This is a genomic window from Cytobacillus sp. GQ23 (assembly GCF_059758675.1).
The window spans coordinates 37,791-50,931 of sequence record NZ_JCAXER010000017.1 but is presented as its reverse complement, the minus strand read 5'-3'; the positions used below and the strand labels follow the sequence as shown (position 1 = coordinate 50,931).

Below are 13,141 nucleotides of genomic sequence, written 5' to 3'. Positions count from 1 at the left end.
AAAGATGCCTGGCGAAAGCTCGCCAGGCTTTATTCAATGTTTAATCCGATAGATAACCGATGCCAGCCAATTAGCCAGAAAAAAGATGGGATTTCCCTGAATATTCTCATGCAGAACTAGTTCATCCACTCTCATGCTGTCATACATTTCTCCCTGTGTTTTCCCCTTTGCTTTGTTTTCGTCTTCATTCTTTTTTAGAGCCGTCAACAAGCGGTATTGCATAGGCAGAATCAGAAGCGAAAACAAAATATACAAACCAAGAATTCCCCAAAAAAGCTTAAAAAACATATTGTATCCTCCTAGTTAATTCCATTTTACATCATCTCTAAGAGGATGTATCGGGAACGTATGTTCCTTAGTTGTGCATAAATTCGCCGCTTACTAAATAAGATGAAGTATCATCCAAGAAAAGAGGCGATCCAACCATGATTACAAAAGAGATGCTGGCCCGTTATGATGAGCTGAACCGCAGGAAAAAGGACCTGGAAGCAGAGCTGGATAAATTGAAGGACCTGTTCCACCAGTATTTTGATACAGCCGTAGGACAGAATGAAAAAGGGGAAGTCAAGATCGATAGCTACAAATTGCAGAGGCAGATCAGAAGAACAGAGAAGTTCGACCCGGTTCCAACTGTCAGCAAACTGGAGGAGCTGAATCTTATCGATCTGATTGAAAAGCGTCCGGATGAAGGGAAAATAAAATCCGCCATGGACCTTGGATTGATTAAGGATACGGACCTAGAGGGATGCAGAATCTCGAGGACTACTGCCGCTCTCCTGATTAAAAAGCTGGATTAATTTTTTTAAAAATGTATTTGACCTTCACGCTGCGTAAAGGTGTATCGTTATTAACAGAAAGTGCTTTCTATATTTTTCAATGTCTAGCTGCGGCGTCTAGCCCCTTGGGATCATAAGCCAACTCAATCCGAATCAGGATTTCCTGTGTGAGTCACTTATGCCTGTTGGGCTTGCAGGATGTTTTGACTTCAATTTTCGTCACAGGATGTGGGGGATTGAAGTTCATCTGGAGGCGCTCCCGCTTTTCTTGTAAGGGGGACCATCGCATGGAATACACAGTGCAGAAGCTCGCGAAGCTGGCCGGGGTCAGCTCGAGGACCCTCCGGTATTATGACGAAATAGGGATTCTTAAGCCGGCAAGAACCAATTCGTCGGGATACCGGATTTATGGTCAAAAGGAAGTTGACAGACTGCAGCAGATTTTATTTTACAGGGAACTGGGCATTAGTCTTGATCAGATAAAGGAAATTATCACAGCACCTGCTTTCAATGCGGCTGATGCACTAAAGGAGCACCGCGAGAAACTCCTTGAGAAAAGAAAGCAGCTTGATCTGCTTATTACGAATGTAGATAAAACGATCGCGTCAGTGGAAGGGAGAACGAAAATGTCTGATAAAGAGAAGTTTGAAGGGTTCAAAAAGAAAATGATTGAAGATAACGAGAAGCAATACGGCAAGGAAATACGGGAGAAATATGGTGATGAGACAGTAGATAAGTCCAATGCCAAACTCATGAATATGACCCAGGAGGAGCATGAGGCTGTAACCAAACTGGCCGAAGAGGTGAGCAGCACTTTAGCTCAGGCCATGAAAACGGGCAATCCGGATGGTGAGCTGGCCCAAAAAGCAGCCGGCCTGCATAAGCAATGGATCACTTTCTACTGGAATGAATACAGCAGGGAAGCCCACGCCGGCCTGGCGGAAATGTATGTAGCAGATGAAAGGTTTAAAGCTTATTATGATAAAATTGGTCCAGGTGCAGCCGAATTTCTGAGAGATGCCATTCTCATTTATACAGGACAGCAGTGAGGAGGAAAGCGGGTGGGGCTGCCGGCTGCTTTTTGCGGATTTTGTGGCCATTCCGGTGTCAGTGATGCTGTTTTTCCAGTATTTCAGCACTAAAGCTGTGTGGCTGCAGCAGCTGGCCTGGAATCCTGCTTGAATTTATATCTGATGCAGTCCTTAAAATATGAGGCTGAAAAATAATGAAAGCGGTCAGCAAAGCTGGCCGCTGTTTTTCTGGATTAATAGTGAAAGCTATGGAAACACTTTTTACAGCAGCTGTCATGCCGTTCAAATGCGCATTTTTTACAGCAGCAATGATGAATTTCAGGTGTGCATTTTCTGCAGGAGCAGCTTTTATGCTCAAAAGAGCATCTTTTGCAGGGACAGTGGAATTTAAAATCGCTTGTGCATTTCTTGCAGCCGTGATGTTCAGGCTCTTCTTTCTTTTTGCAGCAGACCTTTTTCTTGTAATAATATTCTTCAACACAATAATGGCACATGGGTTTCACTCCTTTCCTCCTACCAATATATGAAGGAGAAACCAGAAGGAAAGAGCCCTTGTCCATATTACATGAAATATCCGCAAATGCCCTCTTTTTGAGGAGGCTGAAGTAACATTGCCCTCTCCAACCTACTAACCCGTCAAAATGACAATCCCATGCAGTATGTTATACTAAAGGAGCCATAAAACTCCCAAAATTGGAGGAGAGTTCATGTACACTGTTTTTTCAACATTCGACGTTCCCGACGAAAAGTCGGAAGAAGTCATTCGCATATATAAAAATAGAACACGGTCGGTTGACCAGGCTGAGGGGTTTGTCGACTTTCTGCTGCTGCAGAATGATAAGCGCCCCGGCGAACTGACTGTGCAGCTCATTTTTGATACAAAAGAAAACTATTTAAACTGGGTCCGGAGCGAAGATTTTAAGAGAATCCATGATCTGGAGAAAAAGTATCCTGATCAGGAGCTCGCTGCGGTGGTACCGAAGGTTTCTCAATATAAGGTGGTGGCTAAGTGAATTATGAAAAGATCGTAAACAGCATAACCGAAAAGATTTATGAACTTGAGCCTTCCCTGCTGGAGCGGTTCGGTGAAAAAGGGAAAGAGAAGTGCCGAGAAGACAACCATCATCATATGAAACATCTCGAGACTGCTTACGAGCTGGATCAGCCTGCTTTTTTCATTGATTATGCTGTCTGGCTTGAGGGCATTTTAACAAAGCATGGGATGAATTCACAGCACCTGATCGACAATTTTGAAATCATTCAGGCTGTTTTGGCTGATAGTATGGATTCCGATGAAAAGAGAGAGAAGTTTCATCTTTACCTTGCTGAAGCTATTACTGTTTTGAAAGGTGAACATGTGAAGGGAGGCGCGTAAGATGCAACAGGCTGAACTACTCGCTGCTCTATTGCTGGAAGGAAACTCTGCGAAGGTCTGGGATAACCTTCAAAAGAATTCCCATCTATCACGGATCGAAGTCTATCAAAATCTGATTACACCTGCTATGCAGCACATCGGGTACTTGTGGGAGACGAATCAGATCACAGTGGCTGATGAGCATCTTGCTACAGCTACCTGTGACTTTGTGTTGTCAAAGCTCGCTTACCAGCGTGAAAAAAGCCAAACAGGCAAAAGGGCCATGTTTCTTTGCCTGGATGGGGAGCAGCATTACATTGGGCTGAAAATGGTTAACAGCCTTTTTGAAGAGAACGGATGGGAGACTAAATATTTTGGCCCGAGTCTGCCCTTGGAATATGCGCTGACAACGGCAATAGACTGGAAGCCAAGCGTCATCGGCATGTCTGTCAGCATTGTTTATCACCTGCCGAAATTAAAGGAATATGCCGACGCCTTTGCCAAACTTCCGCATAAGCCGACAGTTCTGCTTGGAGGACGGTTAACCGGAAAGTATGACCTCCTTCCTTACTGCTCCGATCAAACAGTTATCCTAAAAGATTTGCTGCAAACAAAAGAATGGCTGCAAAACCATAAAGTGGGAGGACAGCAAAATGCAATATTTTAACCATGCGCTTCCTCTTGCGTTTTTAAAAGCGGACAAGAATGGAAAAATCGTCAGCTACTCTAGTATAGCAAGGGAAACATTTGACTTGAGCGGCGGGCATTTAAAGGGAATCATTGATGAGGAAAGCATTGAGAAGATGATTCAATACAGCTGGGAGCCTGGTGTGGATCCTGTGAAGCTGGAATTGAATATGAAAACCAGGGAAATGCAGCTCTGCTTATTTGAGGTTCATATCCAATGGGACAGCGAGGATTATGCCAATATGCTGTTTTTGCCAAAGGACAGCTCAAATGAAGGCTTGATGGATAAGCTGATGCAGCTGCAGGAGCGCCTGGCGTCAACAGATTTTGAGCTGCTGGAGAAAAAAGAAGAGCTGGAGCAAGTGCTGCTCCGCTTAAATCAGTTGTCTGGACCATTTATTCCGCTGTCTGATACACTTTGCCTGATCCCTTTATTTGGCGATATAACCGCAGATAAAATAAACGTTATTTCGGAAAGCTGCCTGAAGGCTGTCTTTGCCGGTGAATATGACGAAATTCTTTTTGATCTGACCGCTGTTGGGGAAATTGAAGATAAAGGCATAGAGAAATTCACCCAGCTGATTAAAACCTTGAACTTTATGACAGGCAGCATCATCAAATTGATCGGAATAAAGCCAAACCTGGCTGAAGTGCTTAATAACTATAAGCTTGATGAATGGGTGCAGATCGATCAGTCCCTGAAGCAGGTTTTAAATGTCTATTTTAAAAGGAATGAACGGGGGGCCTCTTAGGAGGTCTTTACTTTTGCCGCAAATGGAAGAACGCCGAAATTTCATAAAGTGACAGGCACCACCCGAAATTTGTCGAAACAGAGAAATATCCTTGCGAGGGTATTTCTTTTTTTGTTTCCAAAGGCGAAATAGTTTGACAATTATTCCGTTTAAAATCATGATAGTAAGTAAACTATTTGAAAGTCGGGGGCAGAAAAAATGGGTTTGCCGAAGGAGAGGCCTAACAGTCAAACGGAACAAAAGGGTTCCTTCATAAGAGATTTGACTGCTGAAAACATATCATCGGGAATCATTGCAAGCACACTGGTTATGACCGGGCCTGCCCTGATCATCCTGCAGGCGGCGTCAGCAGGGGGGTTCACCGATCAGCAGACGATTAACTGGATGTTTGCGGTTTATTTTTTTGGGGGTGTCTACAGCATCCTGCTGCCGCTTTTATACCGGATGCCCATTACAGGAGGGCATTCGATTACCGGTGCGGCCTTTTTGGCGACTGTGACTGCACAATATTCGTATCCAGAACTGATTGGCGGATATGTCATGTCCGGCCTGCTGATTTTTCTGGTTGGCATTTCTGGCCTGTTTACAAAAATCATTGGCTGGGTGCCGAAAGAAGTCATCGCCAGCATGCTTGGCGGGCTGGTCGCCAGCTATGTAGTGAAGCTCGTACCAGCAATCCAGGAAATGCCTTTTGTTGGAGGAGCGGCTTTGGTCAGTTTTCTGCTTTTTACGAGATATGTGAAAAAGTTCCCGCCTGTGCTAGCGGCTGTTGCAGTTGCCTTTGCGGTCTTATTTTTTACAGCAGATTTGAATGCAGCAAAAGACATATCATATTTTTTGCCGTCAATCCAGACACCGGAATTCAGCTGGATGGGGCTTGTAACGATTGCTCTGCCGCTGGCAATGCTGATTCTGAGCAATGATGCGGCACCAGGAATCGGTGCATTGGAAAGCGGAGATTTCAAACCCCCTATTCGGAAAATTGTTTCATCAAGCGGCATATTCTCCGTGATCACGAGCTTCTTTGGCGGACAGTGTGCCAATATCGCCGGCATGATGAGTGCTATCTGTGCCGGACCGGATTCCGGTCCCAGGGAAAAAAGGTATATGGGAGCAGTTGTGTCAGGAGCGATTACGATTGTCTTCGGCATTTTCGCCTGGAAAATCGTTCCCTTTATCCAATCGCTCCCCCAGGCTTTCATTTCATTGCTGGCAGGGTTCGCCCTCATTGGCGTCCTGCATTCAAGCCTGCAAACGGGCTTTTCCGGAAACCGATACCGATTAAGCGCCCTCTCAGCTTTTATTGTCACTTTATCAGGCGTGAGCATTCTTCATATCAGCGCTCCTGTTTGGGGACTTGTTGCCGGAGCGGTATTGGCCCGGACGGTGGAGAAGCATTAATGTGGTGACAGGCACCAGTAAAAAGTGTGGAAACGAAGGAATGAGCTTGGGAGCTTGATAGAAAAATGCTCAGTGTTTATATGGGGGAAATGCAGGGAACTATTCCCCGTCTTAGCCATACAAGGCAGCAAAACAAACGAATCTAGTAATTTCTTCATTGCCTGGACCAAATATTGTCATGGGTGGTATGATGGGTGAAAGCAGGGGCTTTCCTGCTTTAAAGCCTCATAGTTTTGTTCGGATATGAGCGAGCACCATAGATAGATCCAAAAACAGACCTGGAGCTGTATCAAGCTGCAATGGAGGTCCTGTCCATTCGGTGAAAAGATCCTGCAGAATACATATAGAATGTGATGTTTAGCCTCGAGCACAGACCAAGGATATCCACTTACAAAAAGATATTTTCAGCTGGTGTGCGACATACTAGGAAGGCTGGAGCAGGGGAAGGGCATGCTTGATTCTTCCACTGGGTGCGGATCTATCTAGTAATCTTTATATCTAGGGGGGAAACCGTGAAAAATGAAAAAACAGAAATTTTAAAAGATTGGCGCTTGCATGCCATTGTGCTTGTTTTGGTGGCAGCCACTGAAGCGATCGGACAGATCAGCTTTAAAGTAGGCGCTGGAGTTATTCTGCTGCTGCCTATGCTTTATGCTTTTTTCGTGGGGCTGGGTCTTTACTTCACTCCTCTTATTAAGGAAAAACAGGCTAAAAATGCAGAGCCCCTCATCGTGCTGGGGGTTACTCTGTTAATTGCGAAAATTGGCGTAACAATTGGGCCGCAAATCGAGGCCATTATTGCGGCTGGGCCTTCATTGCTGCTGCAGGAACTTGGTAACCTGGGAACAATCTTATTTGCGCTGCCAGTGGCTATTTTTCTTGGCTTTAAAAGAGAATCCATTGGCATGACCCACTCAATTGCCCGTGAGCCGAACGTGGGGCTGATTATGAATAAATACGGATTCGATTCGCCAGAAGGCAGGGGAGTAATGGCTATTTATATTTTCGGTACTGTGTTTGGTGCTGCCTTCCTGGGACTGATTTCCGGATTCCTGGCCACCATTACCCCGCTCCATCCATTGTCTTTCGCGATGGCATCAGGGGTGGGAAGCGGAAGCATGATGGCGGCTGCCAGCGGATCACTCGTTGCTGCCTTCCCTGAAATGGAGGCGCAGATTGTTGCCTTCGCAGGCGCCAGTAATCTTCTTTCACTTTCAACAGGGCTGTATGCAAGTATTTTCATTGGACTCCCTCTTACTGAAAAGCTGTACAGCATAATGATAAAACGCAAAGAGCAGAAGGATGCGGACAAAGGGGAAGATATCCATGCTTAAAAATATAACAGAGTGGTTCCTGATATTATGTATATTCGGTCTTTCAGCGCTGATCGGTAACTGGGTAGGCTACGATATCCTGCCGTCTGCAGCCATTCCGGGCATGCTTGTGTTAATTGTCATCAGTGTACTTGGTCTTATTCTTGAAAAAGTGCTGCCAGGTAATATTCCGAGTGTCGGATATATTGGGATTATCGGAATCATCGTTTCTATTCCTGGAGTACCTGGATCACAGTACGTTGTCGAATGGACAACCCAGGTCAATATCCTGGCTCTTGCTACCCCTATTTTGGCTTATGCAGGCATCTCAATCGGAAAGAACTGGGCTGATTTTTCCAAGCTGGGTTGGAGAAGCATTATTGTCGCAGTCTTCGTGTTCTTCGGAACCTTCATTGGATCTGCCGTAATAGCCGAGATTATTCTGCGGATGCAGGGAATTATTTAATGATTGCAGCCTGGCAGGAGGATACTGCCAGGTCTTTTTGGCTCGAATATCCACAGTGTTAATAGTATCCAAAAAAAATAAGAAAGAGTGAAGCCTATGAACCTTTATGAACAGCTAATAAAAGATTATGACCAGGAACTGACCCGCTCAGGTGTAAACGGCGAAAGATTGGCTAAAAGACTTGATGAGCTTTCAAGGATAGGCCTCATGGGTAGCGGTGGAGTGACACGCCCAGGCTATTCTGCTGAAGAGAAGGAAGCGAAGGAGCTGGTTACCAATTGGATGAAAAGCGCCGGTCTTACTGTGACAGCAGACGGTGCAGGAAATGTATTCGGCAGATTGGAAGGAAAAACAGATGGCCCCTCAATCGCTTCCGGTTCCCATGTTGACAGTGTTCCAAATGGAGGGCACTTCGATGGGCCATTAGGGGTTCTCTCAGCATTGGAAGTTGCGGAGTCATGGAAGGAAACAGGATACATACCGGAGAAGCCGTATGAGGTTGTGATTTTTTCAGATGAAGAGGGTTCGAGATTTATGAGCAGCTTAACAGGCAGCCGGGCATTTATGGGTCTGCTGAAGCCGGAAGAAATGGATCACCTGCGTGATGAAAATGGCAAAACGTTTCGTGAAGTGTTAAGTGAATATGGCAGCAGTGCTGAAGAGTGCTTAAAGGCAGGAAGAAACAGGCGTGACATCGAAACCTTCGTGGAGGTCCATATTGAGCAGGGAAAGGTGCTGGAAAGAGAGAATCAGCCAGTTGGTGTGGTAAAAGGCATTGCTGGTCCAGCCTCTCTGGAGGTAACGTTTACGGGGGAAGCGGGCCATGCGGGAAATACGCCAATGGCTGGACGCAGAGACCCCTTAGTGGCTGCCTCATTGTTTGTAGCGTCTATCGAGAAATTTCCAAAGCAAATCTCCGATACGTCCGTTGCGACTGTTGGAAAGCTGAACGTATACCCGAATGGCTTTAATGTCATCGCTCAGGAAGTAATATTAACAGTGGATATACGGGATATTTTTGAAGAAACCCGTGATCAGCTGCTTGATCAAATTAAGAATGAAGCCCGAAAAATAGCGGACGAACGAAGTATTGACGTGAAAATGAAGCTGAATGCCAAAATCAAACCTCTGCCAATTAATGAAAATCTGCAATCTGGCATAGCAGAATCCCTGGAGAAATTCGAGATTAAACCTGTTTATATCCCAAGCGGTGCCGGCCATGACACGATGATTGTCGGAACTGAAATCCCAGCGGCTATGCTGTTTGTCCGCAGCAGGGATGGCATCAGCCATAATCCCCGGGAATGGACGTCATTAAATGACTGTGTATATGGTGTCCATGTTTTGAAAGATTTTGTTGAAGGGCTTATGAAAAAATAGCAAAAGGAGTCATCCGCATGAGTATCCGCCACATAACCCTATCAGACGCCCAGTCCCTGGCAGATCTGATTACACAAGTAGAAAACGATTCAGACTACATGCTATTTGAGCCCGGTGAAAGGCAGACATCAGCTGAAGCGCAATTTAAAAGAATTGAAGCTATCCAAAAAGAAGATCACTCAGCCATAATTGTAGCAGAACAGAACAATAGATTGATCGGCTTCGTAATGGCTATCGGCGGTGCAGCAAAGAGAAACAGGCACTCAGTCTATCTCGTTGCAGGCATTCTTAAGGAACACAGAGGCCAGGGCAGCGGCACTATGCTGTTTGAAGAGCTTGACCGCTGGGCGCGTGAGCAAGATATCCACAGGCTGGAGCTTACAGCCGTTATCCATAATCATGCCGGTATCGCCCTCTACAAAAAAGCGGGTTTCCAAATTGAAGGCACCAAAAAACATTCGCTCATGATAAACGGTAATTTTGTTGATGAATACTATATGGCTAAGCTGATATAGCAGAAAGGTCATTTCCTATTAAACAAGGGGAATGGCCTTTTTCTTCTTAAAAATTTGTACACAGGCGGCACTTCGGACAGAACAAGCGGAAATCACATTGCTAGAGTCTTGAACCTGGGTCAACTTCGGACAGAATAAGCGGAAATCACGTTGCTAGAGTCCGAACCTTGGTCAACTTCGGACAGAGAAAGTCAAAATCGCTCCCCCAGAGTCCGAACCCCGTAACGCTTTAAACAAAAAAGGCACGACCCCCAGCCAACCTAGGTTAATAGACCGATCTTAAGGTAGAATTTCCTATTTTATTTCAGAAATCCCAGTATTCCCAAGGCATTCGGCATTCATTTTCACTAAACATAATGAAAAGTCAGAATTTTATTTGAATTCAAAACAAGTAATCTTGTATACTTGTAATACAAGTAACTTAAAAACGCTTACATTCAACATTCAGCAGGAAAGGGAGGATTTTATGATTAAGAGAAAGTGGAAGATTATCATATCGGTTCTGACACTGGTTTTCATTGTCATTGTTGGCGTACGGACTGCAGCCGAAAACGAGGATAAAAAGTTCGTTTCTGTTGCGACTGCATCAACTGGAGGTACATATTACCCGATAGGGGTTGGAATGGCTAATATTTGGAGCAGCCATTTAAAGGATGAAAAAATTCAGGCGAGCGGTCAGTCTTCAGCCGGCTCTATTGAAAATATTGAACTGCTTCGTGAAGGGGAAGCGCAGCTAGCTATCCTGCAGGGGTTAATTTCTTCACAAGCCTATGCAGGGGACGATTCCTTTGAAGGGAAACGCTATGAGGATCTCCGAACGATCTCGATGCTATGGCCGAATGTGGAGCATTTTGTGCTGATGAACAATGATATCAAAAGCGGGACGATCGACGATATAAAAGGAACGCGATTCTCTGTAGGGCCGCAGGCAAGCGGTACGGAGCAATCCACAGTCGTGATGATGGAAGGCCTCGGTCTTACGAAAAAAGATATTTCTCCTGAGTATCTTGGCTACAGTGACACAGTTTCCGCGATGCGTGACGGAAGACTGGATGGAGGTTCACTGCCTGCGGGGATCCCGATTTCTGCAGTGACGGATATGTATGCAAGTAATGTAAAAGCTTCGATTTTGGAAGTAACCGATGAGCAGCTGGATGCCATTAATGCAGTATCTGACAGCTGGTACCGCTATGTCATTCCTGGCGGGACATATCCTCGCATTGACGAAGATATCAACACCATTGCACAGCCAAACCTTTTATCCACAACGAAGGAAATGGATGAGGAAACGATCTATACATTAACCAAAACCCTCTATGAAAATTTGGATGAAATGTATGAGGTTCATAGCTCTGCCAAGGAAATGACTCTTGAAACCGCCCTTGATGGTGTATCCGTGCCTTTGCATGCCGGAGCCTACAGATATTTTAAAGAAGCTGGTCTTGATATACCTGAAAATCTAATACCGCCGGAAGCGAAATAAAGGAGGGAACATGATGACAAAATCAACAAGCGAACCCATTGTACAGCCCGCTGATCTGGATAAAGAAGCAGGCGGAGGTATGCGCCTGCTTGAGGGGCCATACAAAAAGGCTGCTGCCGCCATTGCTGTACTGTTTTCTGTTTTTGCCATTTATTCCAATGGATTATCCAATATTCAAGAGATATACAGAAACCTGATTTTCCTGGGTATTCTGCTGGTAATGACTTTTTTGTACTACCCTGCCGGCAAATCTTCCAATCAAAAAAGGTTTACATTACCTGACTACCTATTTGCGGCTCTTGCCCTTGCTGGTCTTGGCTATCTGCTCCTGAATTATACAACGATTCATGTGGACCGGGGCTCCCAGCCGATAATGATTGACTATATTTTTGGAGCAATTACAATCATTGTCCTCCTTGAAGCATCAAGAAGGGCAGTTGGGATCTTTATCCCCATCCTGTGCGGAGGCGCAATGGTATATGCCTTGTTTGGCACATACTTCCCGTGGATCTTCGGGCATGCGGGCTTTTCACTTGAACGGCTTCTGTACCGTCTTTATATGACGACTGAGGGTGTACTCGGATTAACGCTTTCAACAGCATCCACGTTCATCGTCATGTTCGTCCTGTTTGGAGCATTCCTCTCTGTCAGCGGCGCCACCCAGCTTTTCAATGATCTCGCCCTTGCCATTGCAGGCAGAAAGCGTGGAGGCCCGGCTCAGGTTGCGGTCATCTCCAGTGCACTGACAGGGTCTTTGAGCGGAAGTGCAGTTGCCAATGTTGCGACAACAGGAGCTTTTACCATTCCGCTGATGAAATCCATTGGACTTAAGCCTAAGTTTGCCGGTGCAGTAGAAGCAGCTGCTTCTACTGGCGGTATGATCATGCCGCCGATTATGGGGGCTGCGGCCTTCATCATGGCCGGGTTCCTTGGAATCTCTTATACGACGGTCATCCTGGCAGCAATCATTCCAAGTTTTCTCTACTATATCGCTTTGATCTTTGCCATTGATATTGAAGCGAAAAAACAAGGACTAAAAGGGATCAGCAAAGAAAATATCCCGGATGTTATCAAAATTCTGAAGGAACGAGGGGTTCTCCTTATCCCGATTATCGTTGTTATCACAACACTATTAATGGGGAAAACAGCCCTTTTTGCCGGATTTGCCGGAATCGGCGCGGTCATCATTGCGAGCTGGCTGGCAAAAGATAAATCATCAAGAATTACCATTTCTAAAACAATTGAGGCATTTATCGAAGGCGGAAGAGGGACAATTCAAGTCGGGATCGCCTGTGCCGCCATCGGAATCATCATTTGCGTTGTTACTATGACGGGAATTGGATCAACATTAGCTTATAATATTGTCGAATTAACGGGCGGACAGCTTTGGCTGATTTTAATCGTTGTCATGATCACTTGCATCGTTTTAAGTATGGGACTTCCATCGACAGCTCTTTATATCGTGGTTGCAGTAACAGCTGCTCCAGCGCTTGTAGAAGCAGGCGTTCATCCGATTGCCGCACACTTCTTTGTGTTCTGGTTTGGTGCTTTATCAAATATCACGCCTCCGGTGGCATTGGCTTCTTATACCGCAGCGGGACTGGCAGGGGCCAATGCGATGCAGACGTCATGGGAAGCGCTTAGAATTTCATTGCCGGGCTTTATCATTCCATTTATGATTGCCTATAATCCTATCATTCTCCTTCAGGCAGCAGAGGGGGAGACGGTATCTATTTTATCAGTAGCGCTTGTAGTCATCACAAGCACACTTGGCATTTACGCCCTGGCAAGTTCACTTGGAAACTACCTGAATGCCAAGCTTGTGATTGTTGAGAGAGTCCTGATGTTTGCAGGAGCTTTAATGCTCATTAAACCAGGCATGATTACAGATATCGCCGGACTCGGTATTTGTGTGTTCGCGATTTTATTCCACATCATCAGAGTCAAGAAAAGCAGTTCAGTCGAAATCACCATATAAGGAGC

At 45.4% G+C, this 13,141-nt stretch carries 15 protein-coding genes; 13 read left to right on the top strand and 2 right to left on the bottom strand.

Features of this window, described 5'->3' with window-relative positions; all coding sequences use genetic code 11:
• Window positions 1–33 precede the first annotated feature (33 nt).
• A complete protein-coding gene (locus AC6CHU_RS15295; RefSeq protein WP_159862153.1) occupies window positions 34–288 on the bottom strand; it encodes a DUF3949 domain-containing protein in 255 nt (84 codons plus the stop codon).
• 137 nt (window positions 289–425) lie between these two features.
• Here AC6CHU_RS15295 and AC6CHU_RS15290 point away from each other — a divergent pair, with 137 nt between their 5' ends.
• The gene (locus AC6CHU_RS15290; protein WP_159862152.1) at window positions 426–797 is read left to right on the top strand and encodes a hypothetical protein; all 372 of its coding nucleotides are present in this window, start codon (window positions 426–428) and stop codon (window positions 795–797) included.
• Between the two features lie 266 nt (window positions 798–1,063).
• Window positions 1,064–1,825, top strand: coding sequence for a MerR family transcriptional regulator (locus tag AC6CHU_RS15285; protein WP_159862151.1), 762 nt, complete (start codon window positions 1,064–1,066; stop codon window positions 1,823–1,825).
• 58 nt (window positions 1,826–1,883) lie between these two features.
• On the opposite strand, the gene AC6CHU_RS15280 is transcribed toward AC6CHU_RS15285, so the two are convergent.
• Entirely contained in the window at window positions 1,884–2,285 is a 402-nt protein-coding gene (locus tag AC6CHU_RS15280; protein ID WP_498122222.1) for a hypothetical protein, read from the bottom strand.
• Window positions 2,286–2,514: 229 nt separating this feature from the next.
• On the opposite strand from AC6CHU_RS15280, the gene AC6CHU_RS15275 reads away from it, so the two are divergent.
• The 11 genes from AC6CHU_RS15275 to AC6CHU_RS15225 all read left to right on the top strand — a co-directional run bounded on the left by AC6CHU_RS15275 (window position 2,515) and on the right by AC6CHU_RS15225 (window position 13,136).
• Window positions 2,515–2,820 (top strand): antibiotic biosynthesis monooxygenase family protein, encoded by a 306-nt coding sequence (locus AC6CHU_RS15275; RefSeq protein ID WP_159862149.1) that lies wholly within the window; start codon window positions 2,515–2,517, stop codon window positions 2,818–2,820.
• Window positions 2,817–3,182 (top strand): hypothetical protein, encoded by a 366-nt coding sequence (locus tag AC6CHU_RS15270; RefSeq protein WP_159862148.1) that lies wholly within the window; start codon window positions 2,817–2,819, stop codon window positions 3,180–3,182. Before AC6CHU_RS15275 ends, AC6CHU_RS15270 begins: the two co-directional genes overlap by 4 nt.
• Window position 3,183: 1 nt before the next feature.
• Window positions 3,184–3,828: a cobalamin B12-binding domain-containing protein gene (locus tag AC6CHU_RS15265; RefSeq protein WP_498122220.1), complete on the top strand. Its 645-nt coding sequence runs from the start codon at window positions 3,184–3,186 to the stop codon at window positions 3,826–3,828.
• Entirely contained in the window at window positions 3,815–4,600 is a 786-nt protein-coding gene (locus tag AC6CHU_RS15260; protein ID WP_159862146.1) for an STAS domain-containing protein, read from the top strand. Before AC6CHU_RS15265 ends, AC6CHU_RS15260 begins: the two co-directional genes overlap by 14 nt.
• 198 nt (window positions 4,601–4,798) lie before the next feature.
• Window positions 4,799–6,001: a benzoate/H(+) symporter BenE family transporter gene (locus AC6CHU_RS15255; RefSeq protein ID WP_251284561.1), complete on the top strand. Its 1,203-nt coding sequence runs from the start codon at window positions 4,799–4,801 to the stop codon at window positions 5,999–6,001.
• 512 nt (window positions 6,002–6,513) lie between these two features.
• Window positions 6,514–7,335 carry a DUF3100 domain-containing protein gene (locus AC6CHU_RS15250; RefSeq protein ID WP_159862144.1) on the top strand — a complete coding sequence of 274 codons (822 nt, stop codon included), beginning with the start codon at window positions 6,514–6,516 and terminating at the stop codon, window positions 7,333–7,335.
• Window positions 7,328–7,780, top strand: a complete 453-nt coding sequence (locus AC6CHU_RS15245) for a hypothetical protein (protein ID WP_159862143.1) — start codon at window positions 7,328–7,330, stop codon at window positions 7,778–7,780. The genes AC6CHU_RS15250 and AC6CHU_RS15245 overlap by 8 nt, the downstream gene beginning before the upstream one ends.
• A 96-nt stretch (window positions 7,781–7,876) precedes the next feature.
• The gene (locus AC6CHU_RS15240) at window positions 7,877–9,160 is read left to right on the top strand and encodes a M20 family metallo-hydrolase (protein ID WP_498122218.1); all 1,284 of its coding nucleotides are present in this window, start codon (window positions 7,877–7,879) and stop codon (window positions 9,158–9,160) included.
• A 17-nt stretch (window positions 9,161–9,177) separates the two neighbouring features.
• Complete coding sequence (locus tag AC6CHU_RS15235; RefSeq protein ID WP_498122216.1) at window positions 9,178–9,675, top strand: GNAT family N-acetyltransferase; 498 nt, start codon at window positions 9,178–9,180, stop codon at window positions 9,673–9,675.
• Between the two features lie 466 nt (window positions 9,676–10,141).
• The gene (locus AC6CHU_RS15230; RefSeq protein WP_159862141.1) at window positions 10,142–11,158 is read left to right on the top strand and encodes a TAXI family TRAP transporter solute-binding subunit; all 1,017 of its coding nucleotides are present in this window, start codon (window positions 10,142–10,144) and stop codon (window positions 11,156–11,158) included.
• A gap of 13 nt (window positions 11,159–11,171) precedes the next feature.
• Window positions 11,172–13,136 (top strand): TRAP transporter permease, encoded by a 1,965-nt coding sequence (locus tag AC6CHU_RS15225; RefSeq protein WP_159862435.1) that lies wholly within the window; start codon window positions 11,172–11,174, stop codon window positions 13,134–13,136.
• The last annotated feature ends 5 nt before the right edge of the window (window positions 13,137–13,141 follow it).